Consider the following 18,371-nt stretch of genomic DNA (forward strand, 5'->3'; position numbering starts at 1 on the left):
GTTCCTAACGTGGACCAGTCGGCAGTGCACGGCGATCGGGGGAGGCTGCTGTGGTGTTCTGGCACCAGGACGACGCGTTCGCGCGGTTGGACATGATGCTCAAGGCCTGCGAGTCGGGTGCCGCGAGCATCGCGCTCGTGGAGGGGCCCGCCGGGTGCGGGAAGTCCGAGCTGGTGCAGGAGTTCGCGGAACTCGCCGTGCGCGGCGGGGTCACGGTCCTGCGGGCCGCCGCGGCGCCCGGCGAACAGGACGTGGAGCACGCGGTGCTGCGCCGCCTGGTCGCGGCGCTGCCGCCGGGCACGCTGCCGGAGGGCGGCGGGATCCCCGCGGTCCACGTGTTCGAGGAGGCGCTGCGGGGGCTCGCCGGCCGGGGCACCGTCATGGTCTGTGTCGACGACCTCCACCACGCGGACGCGGCCTCGCTCGGCCATCTCCTGCACCTGGCACGGTCGTTGCGGGGGCTCCCGCTGCTGATGGTGCTCGCGCAGTCGCCCGGCCAGGGCGGCGCGGAGACCTCCCGGGCGCGTACGGAGTTCCTGCGCCATCCCGGCTTCGGCTGGATCAGGCTCGGCTGCCTCGACCTCGGCGCCACCGCCGAGGTGCTGGCCCGGCACACCGGCGCGCCGGTCTCCGACACCTTCGCCGCGCACCTGCACCGGATCACCGGAGGCAACCCGCTGCTGCTGAAGGCACTGCTCACCGAGTACCCCGTACCGGTGCGCGGGGCCCGGCGGTGGCCCGCGCCGCTGCCCGGCGGGCCGTTCGCCGAGGCCGTCGCGGTCTGCCTGCGGCGCAGCGGGCCCGAGGCGCGGCGGCTGGCCGCGGCCATCGCCGTACTCGGCGAGGAGGCCACCGCCGGACTCGCCCGCGCGCTGGCCGGTACGACGCTGCACGCGGCCCGGGGCGCGCTGTCCGTCCTGGACGGCACCGGGCTCACCGACGGCTACCGGCTGCGCCACCCGGCCGCGGCCGCGACCGTACTGGACGACACCGATCCGGCCGAACGGGCCCGCCTGCACTGGAAGGCGGCCCGCGTCCTGCACGACGGGCAGGCCCGCGCCGGGGTCGTGGCCGGGCACCTGCTCGCCGCCGTGGACGTACCCGGATCGCGCGAGGCGGGCGCCGGCTGGGCGGTGCCCGCGCTGCGCGAGGCCGCCCGCCAGGCACTGCTCGACGACGACTGGTCGTACGCCGCCTCCTGCCTCGGACGCGCCCGCGAGCTGTGCGGGGAGGAGTCCCTGCGCCTGGACATCGACCTGCAGCTCGCCGCCGTCACCTGGCGCGGCAACCCCGCCGCCGCCGAGGCGCACCTGTCCGCTCCGCTGGCCGCGATGCGGGCCGGCGCGCTCACGCCCGCCCAAGCGGGCCTGCTGGCGCGGCTGCTCGTCTCGCAGGGCCGGATCGAGAGCGCCGCCGAAACCCTGGAGCGCACCGCCCCCCGTCCTTCCCAGGGCACCGAGGGGGAGCAGCCGCCCGCGCCGCGGGAGGATCCGCTGCGCCAGCTCTACGCGCTGCCCCCGGCCGCCGGCCGGGACCAGGCCGGGGCGGGCGCCCCCGGCAGGCTGCGCGACTGCGCCGCGCTGTGGGCGCACCCGGGCGGTACGTCCGGTGACCTCGCGGCGGTGGAACGGCTGCTCAAGGCCACCCCGCTCGCGCACACCACCTTCGACCCGCTCACCCAGGCCGTCCGCACCCTGCTCCACGCCGACCAGGCGGACCGGGCCGCGGTGTGGTGCCAGAAGCTCCAGGCGCAGACCGATCCGGTCAACACCCCGGGCTGGTACGCGGCGTTCGGGCATCTGCACGCCGAGGCGCTGCTGCGCACCGGCGACCTGGAGGGCGCCGCCCGGGAGGCGGCGGCGGCCGTGACCGCCGTCGCGGGGCGCGGTTCGGTGTTCCTCTTCGCGCCGCTGGCCACCGAAGTACTGGCGCTCACCGCCATGGGCCGCTTCTACGAGGCGGCTCGCCGCCTCGAACTGCCGGTTCCCGAGGAGCTGTTCGCCAGCGTGCACGCCATCGGCTACCTGCGGGCGCGCGGCCACTACTACCTGGCCACCCACCGCCCGCAGGCCGCGGTCGGTGAGTTCCTCGACGCGGGCCGGCTGGCCCGCCGGTGGAACCTGGACCGGGCCCGGTTCGCCCCGTGGCGCGCCGACGCGGCCGAGGCGCTGCTCCAGCTGGGGGAGCACCGGCAGGCGGAGCGGTTCCTGGCGGAGCAGCTGTCGATGGCCGAGGTCCGCAGTGCGCGCGTGCACGGGGTCTCGCTGCGGCTGCGCGCCGCGGTGGGCGAGCCCGCCCAGCGGCCCAAGGTGCTCGGCCGGGCGGTGGAGGAGCTGCGCGGCTCCGGGGACCGTCTCGAACTCGCGCGGGCCCTGGCCGATCTGGGCCGCTCGCTGCAGCTGGTCGGCGAGGGCACCCGGGCCGGGATGGTCACCCGGCGGGCCTGGCAGCTGGCCGCGGACTGCGGGGCCGGTCCGCTGTGCGAGCAGATCCTGCCCGGGCAGACCCGGGTGGTGCCCGGGGCCGGGTCCGAGGAGCGGGCCCCGGTGGCGGACGCGAGCCGGCTCAGCGAGTCGGAGCGGCGGGTCGCGGCGCTGGCCGCGTACGGGTACACCAACCGGGAGATCTCCGGGAAGCTGTACATCACCATGAGCACGGTGGAGCAGCACCTGACCCGCGCGTACAAGAAGCTGAACATCACCCGCCGTCAGGAGCTCCCGATGGACCTGCAGATGGACGTGCAGGCGGAGGAGCAGGAGCCGGCGAAGGCGGGCTGAGCCGCCGGCCTCGTATGCCGTATCCCGTGCGGGAACGCGGAAGGCGCTGTCATAGGAGCCCCCCGGTCGGGGGATCCGACGACAGCGCCTTCTCGTGCGTCCGAGGACCGCTCAGCCCGTGGTGGCCCGGGCCCGCCAGACCCCGGGGCGGACCTCGGACCAGTCCTCGCGGTGCTCGCCGCCGCCCAGCCGGTTCAGCCAGCGCCGGGCGTAGGACTCCAGGCGCCGGTCGCCCAGGGCCGAGGCCAGGGTCAGGCACTGGCCGAAGTGGGTCTCGGCCGCGCCCGGGAGCCGGGTCTCCACGGCCAGCAGGCCCCGCACCCGGCTCAGTTCCCAGCGGCCCCGCATGTCCTCGGGCACCTCGTCGAGCAGCGGGTCCAGCAGCCGGGCCGCGTCGGCCGGCGCACCCTCGTCCAGCCGCAGGTCCACCAGGCCGGCCAGGGCCCGCACCCGTTCGGGGCCGGTCTCGGCGGACGCGGCGGGGCCGGCGGTCTCGACGGCGCGCAGGGCCTGCCGGTAGTGCTCCCCGGCCTCCTCCAGGCGGCGGCGCTGCCAGGCCAGGTCGCCGAGCGAGCGCAGCTGCCGTGCCTCGGCGGCTCCGTCGCCGAGCCGCCGGGCCGCGTCCAGGGCCGTGGTGTGGCAGCGCTCCCAGACGTCCCAGGCGGCCAGCGCCTCCAAGAAGGGGGCCATGCCGTCGGCGAGCCGGACCGTCTGCGGCCACAGCCCGGCGCGGTGGGCCCGTACGAGGGCGTCCGCCAGCTGCGGGCCGCGCTGCTCGAACCACTGCAGGGGGTGCAGTCCGTCCAGGTGTCCGGCGTGCTGCGCGGCTTCCAGTCCGCCGGCCAGCGCCTCGCACAGCCGGGCCGTCGCCTCGTGCGCGACCGTGGCCGGCTCCTCCTCGGCGAGCCGCTGCGCCGCCAGCAGCCCGAGCAGCTCGGGCAGCCGGTAGCCGCCCTCGGGCAGGGCCAGCAGCAGGCCCGCCTCGACCAGGGACTCCAGGGAGCCCTCGGCGCGCGCGGCGGTCGATCCGAGGGCGGCGGCCGCGGTGTCCGCGGCGAACGGGCCGGAGGGCACCGCGCCCAGCAGGCGGAACGCGGCCCGGTCGGCCTCGTCCGCCCCCGCGTAGGCCGCGTGCAGCACCTCGTAGCACTCCTCGTCCGCCGTGCGCAGTTCGGCGAGCCTGGTCTCCCGGGGCCGCAGCCGGTCGGCCAGGGCGGTGGTGGTCCAGCGCGGGTGCGAGGCCAGCCGGGCGGCGACCGCCCGCAGGGCCAGCGGCAGCCCGCCGCACAGTGCGGTCAGCTCCTCGCTCGCCTCGTCGTCGGCGAGCAGGGTGCGGCCGGCGGCGGGCCCGAGCGGTCCGAGCGGCAGGGTCTGCACGCCGAGGGCGGCCGTTCCGCGCGGCAGCCCGCGGCAGGTGGCCAGGACCACGCAGCCCGGTGCTGAGGCCAGGAGCGGGCGCAGCTGCGCGGCCGAGGCCACATCGTCCAGGACCAGCAGGACGCGCCGGCCCTCGGTCAGGCGCCGCAGCAGTGCGGCGAGTTCGTCCTCGTCCCGCGGGAGCGTGCCGGTGGTGCCGAAGGCCCGCAGTGCGGAGGCCAGGGTCTCGGCTCCGGCGGTGCGGCCGTCGCCCCCGGTGCGCGCCCGTACGAGGACCCGGCCGTCGGGGAACGCGGCGGCGGCCCGGTGCGCCGCGGCGGCGGCCAGGGCCGTCTTGCCCGAACCGGCGGGGCCGCTGACCAGCACGCAGCCGCCGGCCGGTGCGTCCTCCAGCAGGGCTTCCAGCTCGGTGAGTTCCGCGTCCCGGCCGGTGAACAGCGGGTCGGGCTGCGGGAGTTCTGTCACCGGGAGTTCCGGTAGGGCGGGAGCCGGGGCGGGGGCGGCGGCCCGCGCGGCGGAGGCGGCGGACGGGCGCAGCAGCGCGGGGTCTCCGGTCAGGATGCGGCTGTGCAGCTGCTGGATCTGCCGGCCCGGTTCGATGGCCAGGTCGTCGACGAGGGTGCGGCGCAGCTTGGCGAAGGTCTCCAGGGCGTCGGCCTGCCGGCCGGTGCGGTAGAGGGCGACCATCAGGTGCGCGTGGAACTCCTCGTGCATCGGCAGTTCGGCGGTCAACGCACGGAGTTCGCCCAGCAGTTCCTGGTGGCGTCCGAGCTGGAGCTCGGCGCGCACCCGCTGCTCCAGCGCGGCCGTGCGCACCTCGGAGAGGCGTACGGCCATGCTGTCCAGCAGCGAGCCGTGCGGGGTGTCCGACAGCAGCGGGCCGCGCCACAGCTCCAGGGCCCGGCGCTGAAGGTCGGCGGCGCCGGTGTGGTCGCCGGCCGCCAGCGCCTCGCGGCCCCGTGCGTGCAGGTCCTCGAAGACCGAGAGGTCCAGCTGTCCGGGGTCGAGGCGGAACAGGTAGCCGGGGGAGCGGGTCTGCAGGAGTTCGCCGCCCGCCTGCGGATCGGCGTCGCGGAGCATCTTGCGCAGCTGGGAGATGTACACCTGGAGGGTGGTCATCGCGGTGCGCGGCGGCTGTTCCCCCCACAGTTCGTCGATGAGGCTGTCGACGGAGACGACCTCGTTGACGCGGACCAGCAAGGTGGCCAGCACCACGCGCACCTTCGCGGCGCGCGGGGTCAGTACCCGCACGTCCGGGCCGGCCGAGCGCACTTCCATGGGACCAAGAACCCGAAAACGCAATTGAACCCCCCCGTTCGCTTGGTCCACCCACTCTAGGTCGGGCGCACCCCCGGACTTCGGACAGGCACCCCCCTATTTCCGGCCTCTCGGAGGACGGGTCCGGCCCCTCGGACACGGGCCGCAAGGGCTGCTTTAGCCCCCGCGTGGAGGATGCGGACCCAGGGAGAGGGGCCTCCGGAGCACCCTCGGCGTCCCGTTGGTACCGCGCGAGAGGGCAGAGGCCTTGACCAGTTGGTCCACCTTCACCGAGGCGGTGCGGCAGCGCGCCGGGGAACGCGGAGGGGCGGACGCGCACGTGTTCCTCCACGACGACGGCACCGCCGAGCACGTGAGCCGCGCCGCGCTGGACACCGGGGCCCGCGCCCTCGCGGTACGCCTGCGCGACCTGGGCGTCCGGGGCGAGCCGGTCCTGCTGCTGTATCCGCCGGGCGCCGAGTTCCTGCGGGCCTTCACCGGCTGCCTGTACGCGGGGGCGGTGGCCGTGCCCGCCCCGCTCCCGGGCGAGCGGGGCGAACGGCTCCAGCGGGTGTCCGGCATCCTGCGGGACTCCGGGGCGCGGCTGGTGCTGACCGACGCGGCGAGCGCCGCCGAGGTGTCGATGTGGCTGGCGATGGCGGGCCGCGGCGAGGTGGTGTGCCTGGCCACCGACGTGATCACCGCGGGCGGGGGCCCCGGTCCGGGCGCCGGCGCGTACGAGGACCCGGGCACCGGCCCCGACGACCTGGCCCTCCTCCAGTACACCTCCGGCTCGACCTCGCGGCCGCGCGGGGTGATGGTCAGCCACCGCAACCTGCTGGCCAACCAGGAGGCCTTCCGGCAGGCCTTCGCGACCACCCCGGACGACCGGTTCCTCAGCTGGCTCCCGCACTACCACGACCTGGGCCTCATCGGTCAGTTGCTGCATCCGCTGTGGCTGGGCGCCACCTCCGTGCAGATGTCCCCCGCCTCCTTCGTACGGCGTCCCGCGCGCTGGCTGAGCGCGGTGGACGCCTACGGGGCGACCGTCTGCTCCGCCCCCGACTTCGCGTACGACCTGTGCGTACGGCGGGTCACCGACGAGCAGCTCGCCGGGCTGGACCTGTCGCGCTGGCGCGTCGCCATCAACGGCGCCGAACCGGTGCGCCACCGCACCCTGGAGGCCTTCGCGGACCGGTTCGCCGCCACCGGCTTCCGCCCCGGGAGCCTGTGCCCGGCCTATGGTCTGGCCGAGGCCACCCTCTTCGTCTCCGGCGGGGAGCCGGGCGCCCCCGCCGCCCGGCGCACCGTGGACGCGGCGGCCCTGGAACGCCACGAGCTGCGGCCGGCCCGCGCGGGGGAGCCCGTACGGACCCTCGTGAGCAGCGGCCGGGTGCGCGGGCACGAGCTGCGCGTCACCGGACCCGACGGGCGGCGACTGCCCCCGGGGCGGGTGGGGGAGATCGAGCTGCGCGGCGACAGCGTGGCCCGGGGCTACTGGCACGACCGGGAGGAGACCGGGCGGACCTTCGGGGCCGGGTCGCACGGCGGTCCGGGTACCGGGGCGGGCGGCGGTTCGGGCGCCTTCCTGCGCACCGGGGACCTCGGCGTCGTGGAGGACGGGGAGCTGTACGTCACCGGGCGGCTGAAGGAGGTCGCGGTGCTGAGCGGGCGCAACATCTACCCGCAGGACGTGGAATCGGCCGTCCGCGAGATGTCCCCGGCCTTCGCGGCGGGCAACGGCGCCGTGTTCACCGTGGACGCCGAGCGGGAACAGCTCGTCGTCCTGCAGGAGGTGCGCGACCAGGACACCGACTGGGAGCAGCTGCGCGTCCTGGCCCGCCGGGTGCAGAGCCTGATCGGGCAGGACTTCGAGGTGCCCGGGGGCAACGTGCTGCTCGTACGGCCCGGCACCGTGCGCCGCACCACGAGCGGCAAGATCCAGCGCACGCTGATGCGCAGGCTGTTCCTCGCCGGGGAGATCGCCGGGGTGTACGAGGTGCTCGACCCGGCGGTGCGCAGCCTGATCCGGCCGTGGAACACGCTGCTGGGCAACGACCTGCTGCAGCCCGTGGGCGGCACGGCGCGGGGGACCGTGTGGTGAGCGCGGCCGTGCCCGTACGGGACCGGGTCGCCGCCCTGGAGCGGCTGCTCGGCGACCCCGCCCGGCCGGGCAATCCGACCGGGCACCGGGCGCTGCTGCGCGCCGACCGGGCCGCGACGCCCTCCCCGCATGCCGAGGCCGTCCTCGACGGGTTCGGCCTGAACGAGGAGTTCGTGCCGCGCGAGCTCGGCGGGCGGTTCGATTCGGCGGAGTCCCTGCTGCGGATCATGCGCCCGGTCTTCCGCCGGGACGTGGCCCTGGGCATGGGGCACGGGACGAGCACCTTCACGGCGGCCTCGGCCGTGTGGACGGCGGGAGGCGCCGCCCAGCGCAGCCACCTCGCGTCCCTGCTGCTGGCGGGCTCCAAGGCCGCCGTGGCCGAGCACGGGCCCGCGCAGGCCAACGAGTTCGTCAGGAGCGGCATCCGGCTCGTGCGGCGGCCCGGCGGCCGGCTCGCCCTGACCGGCGGCAAACCGGTCGTCAACAACGCGCACCGCGCGGACGCCCTGGTGCTGTTCTGCCGCACCGGCGAGGAACGCGGCGGCGCCGGCCTCAGCGCGCTGCTGCTGGACCCGCGCGGGTTCCCCGCCGCCCGCCACCGGATCACCGGGCGGGCGCCGTCGGTGGGGCTGCGCGGCTACTTCCGCACGGGCGTGGAGTTCTCCCAGTGCCCGGTGCCCGGGAGCGCGCTGCTGGGCGCGCCCGGCGGCGGGCTGCGCACCGCTCTGCGGTCCTCCCAGATCAGCCGCGCCCTCACGGCCTCGCTGATGGTGGCGGCCGTGGACACCGGCCTGCGCACCGCCGTGCACGTCGACCGGGCCCAGGGGCCGGGCGGACCGGGGGCGGCGGCCGATCCGCGCCAGGTCGCCCACACCGTCACCGGCGCCTTCACCGACCTGCTGCTCTACGACAGCCTCGCCATCGTGGCCACCCGGGCCCTGCACCTGCTGCCCGGCGAGACCAGCCTGTACGCGGCGGCCGTCAGATCGCTGCTGCCGAAGGTGCTCGGCGAGGCGATGTACGAACTGTCCACGGTGCTCGGATCGCAGCTCTACACCCGCGAGGGCACCGTCGGGATCTTCCGCAAGCACCTGCGCGACGTGTCCGCGGCGGGCCTCGGGCACGCAGGGACCGCGGCCTGCCGGGCCACGATCGTCCCGCAGCTCGGGGGCCTCGCCCGCGGCGCCTGGTTCACGGGGGAGGAGGCGCCCGCCGCGCTGTTCCGCCCGGCGGACCCGCTGCCCGCCCTGCGCTACGAGGCCCTCGTGCCGGCCGGGGGCAGCGACGGCCTCAGCGCCGCCCTGCTCGCCCGCGCCGCCTCCGCGCCCGGGGCCACCGTCGAGGAGCGGGCCCTGCGCGACCTGGCCGAGCTGCTCGTCCGCGAACTGCGCGACCTGCGCGGCCGGGTGCTCGCGCTGCCCGATCCGGGCGGGGAACGCCCCACCAGCCCGGCCTGGTTCGCGCTGTGCGAGCGCTACGCGCTGGTGCTGGCCGCGGCCGCCGTCCTCGGGGTGTGGTGGCACGGCCGCGCCGCCGGGGAGCCGTTCCTCGGCGACCCCTCCTGGGCCGCGGCCGCCCTGCACCGCGTCGCCCGCCGGCTGGGCCTGCGCCCCGCGGAGCTGCCCGCGAACTGTGCGGCCCGGGTCCACCGGGAGGCGCTGGACCGCTTCGCCGAGGGGCGCGGCTACGACCTGTACGACACCCCGGTGGCCGGCTGAACGCCCGGGCCGCCGGGCACGCGCCGCCCGCACCGCAGCATCCGTACCGACCGCACCCGCACCCGCACCCGGCAACCCGCACCCCCGCACCCCCGCACCCCCGCAAGCCGAACCCCGCAATCCGAACCCCCCGCACCCAAGGAGTACCGGCCATGACCCTCCCCGCACCGTCGCGCAACGCGGCGCCGCTCTACGGATGGCTGATCGAGCGGCTCGCCGTCTACCTCGGCCGGCATCCCGACGGCATCGACGCCTCGGTGCCGCTGGCCGAGTACGGGCTGGACTCGGTGGGCGTGCTGAGCCTGTGCGGTGACGTGGAGGACGATTTCGCGATCCCCCTCGAACCGGCCTGGGTCTGGGACCACTCCACCGTCGACGACCTGGTGGCCCACCTCGCCGCACGCGGGGCGCGGCCGGCGCCGGTCGTCGACGTGGGCGGGTACGAGGTCGAATGACCGCCCCGGCACTGGGCGAGCCCATCGCCGTCGCCGGCCCGGGCGACCGCGGCGACTGGGCGCGGGTGCGCGCCGAACTGCGCCGCGGCGGCAGCGCCGTGGTGCACGGCCGCCTCGCCGACTGGCGCCCGGACGACGAGGGGGCGCCCGCGCTGCGCGCCGTACTGGGCCGTGACTGGGCGGGTTTCCAGGACATCGAGCACCCCGGCATGCGCGGCCGGTACGCGGCCTCCCGGCTGCTGCTCAAGCACGCGGCGGGCGGAGCGCTGTCCGCGGACCCGGCCGACCTGGAGCTCGCGTACGGCACCACCGGGCGCCCGTACCTGCGGGGCTGCGACCAGATCGACGTCAGCCTCAGCCACACCGACGAACTGCTCGTCGTGGCGCTGACCAGCCGCGGGCTGATCGGCGTGGACGCGGAACCGGCGGCCCGCCTGCTCTACCGGCCGGGCATGGCCCGGCGCGTCTGCACCCCGCAGGAGGCCCGGGACATCGCGGCCCTCGACGAGGCGGACCGCAACGCGACCCTGGTGCGCCTGTGGACGCTCAAGGAGGCGTACAGCAAGGCGATCGGGCAGGGCATGCAGTTCCGCTTCACCGAGTTCGGCTTCGGCCCCGACGACGGCCGGACCCGGGTGCTGAGCCCGGACGGGACGCAGGGGGAGGGGGACGAGTGGTCCTTCCGCACCTACGCCCTCGACAGCGGGGGCGTCCGGTTCACCGTGAGCGCCGCCGTGTACGACGCCGGGTTCGGCGGCGTGCCGGACACCGGGGTCACCTCGGTGCTGGACGCCGAGGAGGCCGAGGCGATCCACGAGGCGCTGAACGGTGGAGTCAGTGGTCCTCCACCACCTTGGTGACCGCCTCCAGTACGGTGCGGCCCGCCTGGGTCAGGGTGAGGGTGACCGGGGCCCGGCGCCGGCCCTGGCCGTCGTGCTCCAGCACTCCGGACACCGCCGCGCAGCGCATCGCCAGGTCGGGTTCCGCGTAGCCGCGGAAGTGGACCCGCAGGGAAGCGAGGGCGCTGCGCGCCGGTGTCAGCTGGTGGGTGCCGAGGGCGGCGAGGAGCGAGGTCTGCCGCAGCGTCTCCAGCAGGACCAGGGCGGGTACGTGGCCGTCGCCGGCTCCCTGGGCCGAGGGCCACAGCGGGGGTACGGACACGCCCACCGAAAGCCTGCCGTGCGAGGGCCGGGAGGCGTCGTGGAGCATGACGTTGGCGGGGTCGGAGCGTCCCACGTCGGCGGGGTCCACCGGGGCGCCCCGGTCGCCGGCGAGCGGCCGGGCCGGGCCGGGCGCGGCGGCGAAGGCCGTGGCGCGGCTCTGCTCGCGGTGGCTGCGGCGCAGCACGGGCGGCAGGAAGACCACGTTGGCCGAGCCGGTTCCGCAGCGGACGTCGTCGATCTCCAGGGCGGTACGGAAGTCCAGCGCGCGGGGCACCCCGCCGATCATCTTGTCGGGGGTCACCACCAGCGTCGCGGTCAGCCGGGCCGGTTCCGGACGGGTCCGCCAGGCGGCGAGGTCGGGGACGTCGATGCCGAACCGGTAGAAGATGCCGGTGCGGTTGGCCGGGACGCCGAAGTGGCACTGGCCGATGAACTCGCCCACCTCGCGGACCATTTCGGAGGCGGCCTGGATGTCGTGGAAGCGGCCGGGGCCGTCGTTGAGGAGCGGGTGGTCGTGGGGGAGGTCGGCGGCGAGCGCGAACTCCTCGGAGGCGTCCTCCACCGGGGACAGTCCGTGGTGCTCCCAGGTGCGGGGGCGGTGGACCAGGTGCCTGGTGGTGGCGCCGGGCGCCGCGGACCGGCGCACGGGTGCGCCGGGGTTCACGGGTATGTCCCAGTCGGCGACCGAGGACCGGCCGGGCGGTGTCCCCCGGCCGGTGAGTGCGGTACCGCTCATGCTGACCACCCCCGTCCCGGCCGCCTCCCGTTGAGGCTCCCGGGTGAACAGACTGCCGGGAGCGGGGACGGGCGGCCACAGGACGGCGGTGGCAGCTTGCTGTGTGTCAGCTAGTGCTGGTCGTGCCCGGCTCGTCGAGCATTCCGGCCATGGCCACGTTGAAGCCCGCCTGGAACCGGCTGGTGGACTCGACCTCGGCCATGATCTGCGAGATGTGGCGCCGGGCGGTGCGTACGGACATGCCCAGGCGCCGGGCGACGAGCTCGTCCTTGTGCCCTTCGGCCATCAGCTTGACGATGGACAGCTTGAGCTCGTCGTTGATGGCGGTGATCTCCTCCAGGCCGGGGACGAAGGGGGCGGCCCCGGCCCACAGGTGGTCGTACACCTTGCAGAGGAAGGCGACCAGGGTGGGCTCGCGGACCACCACGGCGCCGGGCACCCGGCCCTCCACGTGCTGTTCGGGCAGGAAGACGATCTCCCGGTCGTAGATGACCATGCGGTCGATCATCTGGTCGGTGGTGCGCACCTCGGCTCCCGCGTCGGTGACGGACCGTACATAGGAAGAGGTGGCCAGGTCGCTGCGGACGGTGTGCTGGTAGAGCTGCTTGAGCCGGAGCCCCTTGTCCAGCCGTCCCAGGGACTGGGGCAGGGCCTGCTCCAGCATCTCGGGGCTGCGGGGTCCGCCGGGCTGGGCGGTCAGGATCTCGAAGCGGCAGCGCGACCCGTAGTCGTCGAGCATGGACTGCAGCGCCTCGATGTCGGAGATGACGTCGAAGGCCTCCGCCTCGTTGCGCCGGCGGCGGCTCTCGAAGTAGGCGGGCAGCAGCGCGAGCATGTCCGTCCGCACCTCGGCGACCGACTGCTGCAGTTCGCGGATCTCGTTCTCCGCCGGGGCCACCAGGTCCACCACGGCGGCGCCCGGGCTGATGGGCACCAGGGCGTCGGGCTCGCCCGGCATCGGGCGCAGCAGGTGCAGCTGCCGCAGGGTCTGCTCGATCAGTAAGGCGTGGTCGGCGCTGACCCGCAGTTCCTCGGCCACGTCGGCCCGCACGTAGCGGCCGCGCAGGACCGCGTACCGGTAGGCGGACGCACTTGTGTCGTCCAGCTTGGCGAAACCTGCCCCAGTAAGGGCGTTTTCTGGCATCTCGCTGTTTCTCCCCCGTTGCGAGAACAAGTTGCCAGGCAACTTTACGACAGCGGGGAAGGGTTGGGTCCGGTATTGCAACTCGGCAGACTAATTGACGTAACGACAACGGGCCTTACCAAACTTGGGGGTAAGTATGAACGGGCTTGGTCTTCGAAACATGGCAGCCGCGCTTCTGATCGCGTTCGGCGTCGCGGTGTCCGTGGGGGCGGGCACCTCGCAGGCGGTCGGCACGGGCACGGCGGTCGCCGCCGCCACCCAGCCGGCCCCGCCGGTGCTGCTCCCGGCTGACGAGCGCTGGGGCTGACGTTCCGCTTGACCCGTGCTCAGAGCAGGCCCGCCACACCGGCGGGCCTGCTCTTTTTCGTATCCTGGACTGGTTTTTCACATCCCGGAAGTCTGCCTTAAGTCGTTCACAAGCGGCCGGTGGAACTCTTCTGGTGTGGGTCTTCGCTCCCGGTTCCCCCGACCGGTCGAGTCGCCCATTGCGCCCCGCCCTCGGAACCCCAAGTCCGAGAGGCGGGGCTTTTTTCTTGCCCATGTTCCGCGCCGATAAAAGTCCGGCTGCCGCGCGGAATTCCGTACATCAATGCCCGTCGTTTCTTCCGATCGCGCGGGCGACCTGAGAACGTGAATTCGCGCCGAGCTTCTTGAATATCCGGCTCATGTACGTCTCCACGGTTTTCACGCTGATGTCGAGGCGTGCGGCTATTCCTTGATTGGTAATTCCGTCACCGACCAGCACGGCTATTTCCAGCTCGCGCGAGCTCAGCTCCGAGAGACGGCTCTCGATGTGGCCGGCGGGCTCGAATTCGGCCATCCAGCGGCGAATTCCGGCCACCAGGGGCGGCGGCTCCGTCGGCGCCGCCGGAGCCGCGCCGGTCCGGCGGGCCGCCTCGTCCGCGAGGGCGGCGGAGGCCTTCGCCCCGGCGTGGTCCCCGGCCGCCAGCCGGGCCCGGGCCAGGCCCGTCGCCAGGGGCCCCAGCAGGAGGAGCTGCCCGTGGTGCAGGGCCAGGCGTACGGCGCGTTCGGCGTGGCGCAGGGCCGCCGCCGGGTCGTTCAGCGCGCTCTCGGCGGAGCCCAGCCAGTGCAGCGCCTCCAGCACGTCCGCGCACCGGTCGTCGTCGAGGGCGTCCAGGATCAGGGCGGCCCCGCGCGCACCGTGCACGGCGGCCGGCAGGTCCCCGGCCGCGGCCTGTACGGCGGCCAGCCGGGCCAGGGCGTGCGCGTGGCCGGGCTCCCGCGCCGGGCCCGCCGCGCGCAGGGCGCCGTGGGCGGCGTCGAGGGCGCCGTCCCAGCCGGAGGCGTCCGGACCGGGGCCGGTCTCCAGGGCCAGCGCGGCCCGTTCGCCCAGCAGTTCCCCGGCCCGGTCGGCGGAGTCCCCCGCGGTGTCGAGGAGGGCGCGGGCCCGGTCGCCGCGGCCGAGCAGCCGCAGCGCGCGGACCCGCCAGAGCAGGGCCTCGTACCGGCCGTCCGGCGCCGGGAGCGCGTCGAGGCGCGGCCACAGGGCGGCGTATCCGCGCAGCGCCTCCTCGGGTTCGCCGGCCACCACCAGGGCCCGGTACAGCAGCAGATGGGACTCCAGGGGGGCCTGCGGGTACGCCGTCACGCGGCGCAGCGCCCGTACGGACCGGGCGGGCTGGCGGAGCAGCCCGTCCCGCGCGGCCAGGGTCAGCTCGCCCACGTCCGCCGTACTGAGCTGCTCGGTGTCCTCCAGATGCGCGGCCAGGGCGAGGCGGGCCGCCGGGGAGCGGTCGGCGCGCAGCGCGAGGACGGCCCGGTGGCGGGCGGCTCCGCGCCAGCCCGCGCCGGAGGCGTGGTACAGCACGGCCCGTACGGCGGGGCGGGTGAAGCGGAAGCGCAGGGCGGTGCCGTCGGGGGCGACGAGGCCCTCGGCGTGCAGCTCGTCCAGACCGCGCCGGACCTCGTCCTCGGGCAGCGGGGCGGTCGCGGCGACCTGCCCGGGGGTGAAGGGGGATCCCACGACGGCCGCCGCGCAGGCGGTGCGCCAGCCCAGGGGGGACAGGGAGTGCAGCTCCACCGGACCGCGCTGCAGCACGGGCGGTACGCCGCAGGACAGTTCGGGCACGGCGCGCAGCCCGTCGGCGGGATCGTGGGCCAGGGCCCGCAGCAGGCCGGGCACGCCCGCGCCGTCGCGCAGCGCCTGGGCCTCGGTGAGCGGGTCCAGGCCGGGCGGGAGCAGGGTGCGCGCCCGGTCCTCGGGGAGCGGGGCCAGCGCGATGTGGCGGACCCGGGAGCTGTCGTGGGAGACGGCGGAGAGGTGACGGGCGGTGGCGTCGGCGCGGTGGGCGAAGACCGTCAGGACCGGGGCGCGGGGCGGGTGGTGGACGAGGTGGGTCAGGAAGTCGAGGGTCTCGGGGCTCGCCCGGTGGACGTCGTCCAGGACCAGCAGCAGGCCGCGCTCGCCCGCCAGGATCTCGATCAGGGCCCGCAGGGCGCGGACGGTCGCGTAGGCGTCCGGCGGCGCGGGGGCCGGGGTGCCGGCGGGGGCCGCGGACGGTGCCCCCGGCGGGGCCGCGAGCGAGGGGAAGTACGCGGCCAGGCACCGGGTGTGGGCGGGGCCCAGCGCGGCGGACAGGGAGCCGTCGGCCCGGCAGAGGTGCTCGTCGAGGGCGTCGACGAGGACGTCGAAGGGGCGGGAGGGGCCGGGGCGCGGCATGCTGCCGAAGGCCACGGTCCAGCCGTCCTGGCGCGCGGATTCCGACAGCCGGCACAGCAGGAGGGTCTTCCCCGACCACGCCTCCCCCGTGACGCGAGTGAACTGAGGGGACTCCCGTGCCAGGAGCAGCGTGCGCCGCAGCAGGGCGAGTTCTTCCGCCCGTACCGGCGTCAGCGGTTCCTTGTGCATGGCATGTCTCCTCGGGTGCGCGTTCTCTTTCTCCGGAGAACGGATGTGCGTATTCGGCTGTAAATGACGTAAGGGTGTCTTGTTTTGTTGTCAGGGTTTTCCCTGACAGGTGCTGTTCCCGGCCGAGAGGCCGAAACCCGATATCCGAATAAGTGCAGGAGAGGAATGAAGTTAGCCCGATCCGCGCGGCCGGTGTGGGGAATAGGACCGTCCGGTGCGGGGAACGGCCGGAACCGGGCGCCGTGGGCATTCCGCTCTCGAGCGAACGGCCGCCGCACACGCCTCCGCCCGCACCGGAAGGGTGCGGGCGGAGGTGCTGCCGGGTCCGACCGGCGCGCGGGGGGCTTCGGAGCGGTCCGTGCGGCTATGACAGCCTCGCGGGCGGCGCCTGTTCGGCAGGGAGCGGCACGGCGGAACCGTCGGCGCGCACCAGCTCCACGCCCGCACCGGTACCCGGCAGCACCACGCCCACGTCGGCGGCCTCACGGCCCTGCGGATGCGCGCGCAGGACCGCGATCACGTCCTCGGCGTGTTCCGCGGCCACCACCAGGCACACGCAGTTCGCGCCGGCGGCGTGCCAGGGGGCGACCCCCAGCATGTCCAGGGCCATCCGCACCTCGTACCGGACCGGCAGCGCGAGCTCCTCGATCCGCAGGGGCGAGCCCGCCTCGTGCGCCAGCGCGCGCAGCACCGGGGCCAGGCCCTCGCCCGACACCGGGCGCACCGCCCGCACCGCGCCCCCCGGCACATGGCCGCGGACCTGCGCGAGCAGCGAGGCCAGCGGGGTGCAGGCGCCGCTGATGATGCTCTCGTAGCCGAGCAGTTCGCGCACCGACAGCAGGTGCGCGCCGTAGCCGCCGAGCGGTGCGCTCACCACGATCCGGTCCCCGGCCCGTACGGCTCCGCGCGGCGGCGCACCGTGCGGGAAGACCCCGATGCCCGTGGTCTGGACGTACAACTGGTCGGCCTCGCCCGCCCGCACCGCGCGGACGTCCACGGCGGACACCACCACGCCCGCCTCGCGCGCGCAGTCCCGTACGGAGGCGGCCATCCTGGCGAGCCGGGCCAGCGGCAGGCCGGCCTCGGCGATCACCGACAGGGTCAGCGCGAGGGGCTCGGCGCCCGCCGCCGCGATCTCGTTGACGGTGCCGCAGACCGCGACCTGTCCGATGTCCCCGTCCCCGTAGAAGGGCGGGTCCACGACGAAGGCCCCGGTGCGCAGCAGCGGGGAGCCGGAGCCGAGCGGCGGGCAGGGTGCCAGTACGTCGCCCAGCACCTCCTCGACCACCGACCGCAGCTTCTCCCCGCCGGGGGCGCGGTCGCGGTCGTCGCCGAGACCCACGTGGCCCGCCGGGGCGGTCGTGGCGTTCGGCGTCGTCGCGTCATGGGTGGTGCGGGTGTTCGCGTGCGGGGCCGTGGGGCCCGTGGCCGGCGCGCCCGAGGTCATGGCGGTCATCACGCGGCCCGGGCGGCGGTGATCTCGGCCTCCGCGGTGACGTGGCCGAGCTGGGAGACCGTCAGCCGGATCGGCGCGCAGGCCCGCCCGGCCGCGTCCCGGCGCACCGGACCGGCCACGGCGGTGCAGCTCAGCGGCAGGTCCAGCTCCGCGAACCCGCGGAAGCGCACGGCCATTTCGGTCAGCGCGGTCTCGGCGGGGCGGAAGCCGTGGTGGCGGCCGGCGGCCAGTACCGCGGACTGCCGCAGCGCCTCCACCAGCAGCAGGCCCGGCACCGAGTCGGCGCCGTCCAGGAAGAACACGGGATGCCCGGGGTCGACGACGATCGCGGTGGTGGACGCCCCGTCGCGGATCACGGGGGCGGAGACCACCACGTCACCCGGGTCGCTGCGGCCCACCGCACCGGGGTCGGCGAGCGGCCGGGCCGCGGCGGCCGGGCGCGGCGCGTCCCCGCGGACGGCGGCCAGCCGGCTGGTCGCGCGGTGGCTGCGGGCCACCGTCGGCGGCAGGAAGAGGACTTCGGCCGAGCCCGTGCAGCCGGGCGCCCCGTCGATGCTCAGCGTGCCGGCCAGCCGCAGCCCGCGCGGGACCCCGCCCGCGGCCGTGGTGGTGGGCGTGGCGCGGACGTCGAGCGCGAGGTGCGCGCCCGGGCCCCGGCCGCGCCACACGGCCGGATCGGCCACCGTCCAGTCGAGTCCGACGAACAGGCAGGCGCGTTCGGCGGGCACCCGGAAGTAGCGGTAGCCCAGGGAGAGGCCCAACTGCCGGAAGATCTCGACGAACAGCTGCGTGTCGTGGCCACCGGAGCCGTCGTGGAACAGGGAGTGCCCGTCGGGCAGCTCACCGGCCAGGAGGAAGCGTTCCCCGTCCGGCTCGGGAAGGGCCGGTCCGAGCCCCGTGGGGTTCTTCGGCAGGTGGACGAGGCGGCGGGTGACCGCCGTCAGATCGAGCCCCGGGGCGAGTCTCGGGTCGAGCCCCGGATCGATTCCCGGTTCGAGCCTCGGACCGAGCTCCAGATCGAGCCGGTCGGCTGTCGCGGTTCGAGACATCCTCACTCCTTGCGGGTGCGTCGCCGCTCCGTGCGGAGAGCTTCGGTCCGGCCCCGGCCGCGGGGTGTCCGGGCGTGCCCGTCCAGCTTCTCCGGGCGCCCGGCGGCGGGCCAGCCGGAGCCGGTGGCACCAAGTTGCACGGCAGGTACTGCCGCCCTCCCGAGTGCCTCGCCGGGGGTCGCCCGGGGTACCCATCCGACGGGCCGAGCCTCGGTCGCAGTACGTACGGGCAGGTCAGGCGGGGTGTCCGGGTCGCTTTAGCCGGG

12 protein-coding genes are annotated in these 18,371 nt (G+C 75.6%); 6 read left to right on the top strand and 6 right to left on the bottom strand.

The features are described 5' to 3' along the window. Positions 1–53 precede the first annotated feature (53 nt). Positions 54–2,777, top strand: coding sequence for an AAA family ATPase (locus ACWGDE_RS06075; protein ID WP_453387767.1), 2,724 nt, complete (start codon positions 54–56; stop codon positions 2,775–2,777). 111 nt (positions 2,778–2,888) lie between these two features. Here ACWGDE_RS06075 and ACWGDE_RS06080 read toward each other — a convergent pair whose 3' ends face one another. Beyond that, positions 2,889–5,432, bottom strand: coding sequence for a BTAD domain-containing putative transcriptional regulator (locus ACWGDE_RS06080; RefSeq protein ID WP_453387768.1), 2,544 nt, complete (start codon positions 5,430–5,432; stop codon positions 2,889–2,891). A gap of 247 nt (positions 5,433–5,679) precedes the next feature. Between ACWGDE_RS06080 and ACWGDE_RS06085 the strand changes: the two genes are divergently transcribed. From ACWGDE_RS06085 to ACWGDE_RS06100, 4 genes are all read left to right on the top strand, one after another. Then, positions 5,680–7,515 (top strand): fatty acyl-AMP ligase, encoded by a 1,836-nt coding sequence (locus ACWGDE_RS06085; protein WP_453387769.1) that lies wholly within the window; start codon positions 5,680–5,682, stop codon positions 7,513–7,515. Then, positions 7,512–9,233: an acyl-CoA dehydrogenase gene (locus ACWGDE_RS06090; RefSeq protein WP_453387770.1), complete on the top strand. Its 1,722-nt coding sequence runs from the start codon at positions 7,512–7,514 to the stop codon at positions 9,231–9,233. Before ACWGDE_RS06085 ends, ACWGDE_RS06090 begins: the two co-directional genes overlap by 4 nt. A 152-nt stretch (positions 9,234–9,385) precedes the next feature. Next, positions 9,386–9,688, top strand: coding sequence for an acyl carrier protein (locus ACWGDE_RS06095; protein WP_453387771.1), 303 nt, complete (start codon positions 9,386–9,388; stop codon positions 9,686–9,688). After that, positions 9,685–10,548: a 4'-phosphopantetheinyl transferase family protein gene (locus tag ACWGDE_RS06100; protein ID WP_453387772.1), complete on the top strand. Its 864-nt coding sequence runs from the start codon at positions 9,685–9,687 to the stop codon at positions 10,546–10,548. The genes ACWGDE_RS06095 and ACWGDE_RS06100 overlap by 4 nt, the downstream gene beginning before the upstream one ends. Here ACWGDE_RS06100 and ACWGDE_RS06105 read toward each other — a convergent pair. Both ACWGDE_RS06105 and ACWGDE_RS06110 read right to left on the bottom strand, forming a co-directional pair. After that, complete coding sequence (locus tag ACWGDE_RS06105) at positions 10,523–11,587, bottom strand: AfsA-related hotdog domain-containing protein (RefSeq protein WP_453387773.1); 1,065 nt, start codon at positions 11,585–11,587, stop codon at positions 10,523–10,525. The two genes, ACWGDE_RS06100 and ACWGDE_RS06105, sit on opposite strands and share 26 nt — an antisense overlap. Before the next feature lie 106 nt (positions 11,588–11,693). After that, a complete protein-coding gene (locus ACWGDE_RS06110; protein ID WP_453387774.1) occupies positions 11,694–12,731 on the bottom strand; it encodes a hypothetical protein in 1,038 nt (345 codons plus the stop codon). 160 nt (positions 12,732–12,891) lie between these two features. Here ACWGDE_RS06110 and ACWGDE_RS06115 point away from each other — a divergent pair, with 160 nt between their 5' ends. Continuing rightward, a complete protein-coding gene (locus ACWGDE_RS06115) occupies positions 12,892–13,038 on the top strand; it encodes a hypothetical protein (protein WP_453387775.1) in 147 nt (48 codons plus the stop codon). 279 nt (positions 13,039–13,317) lie between these two features. Here the strand turns inward: ACWGDE_RS06115 and ACWGDE_RS06120 are convergent, their stop codons facing one another. The 3 genes from ACWGDE_RS06120 to ACWGDE_RS06130 form a co-directional block, all read right to left on the bottom strand. Beyond that, on the bottom strand, positions 13,318–15,600 hold the full coding sequence (locus ACWGDE_RS06120) for an AAA family ATPase (RefSeq protein ID WP_453387776.1): 2,283 nt from the start codon (positions 15,598–15,600) through the stop codon (positions 13,318–13,320). Between the two features lie 364 nt (positions 15,601–15,964). Next, positions 15,965–17,056: an AIR synthase related protein gene (locus ACWGDE_RS06125; RefSeq protein WP_453387777.1), complete on the bottom strand. Its 1,092-nt coding sequence runs from the start codon at positions 17,054–17,056 to the stop codon at positions 15,965–15,967. Next, the gene (locus tag ACWGDE_RS06130) at positions 17,056–18,105 is read right to left on the bottom strand and encodes an AfsA-related hotdog domain-containing protein (RefSeq protein WP_453387778.1); all 1,050 of its coding nucleotides are present in this window, start codon (positions 18,103–18,105) and stop codon (positions 17,056–17,058) included. The genes ACWGDE_RS06125 and ACWGDE_RS06130 overlap by 1 nt, the downstream gene beginning before the upstream one ends. Positions 18,106–18,371: the final 266 nt, after the last annotated feature.

The organism is Streptomyces sp. NPDC054956, assembly GCF_053609185.1.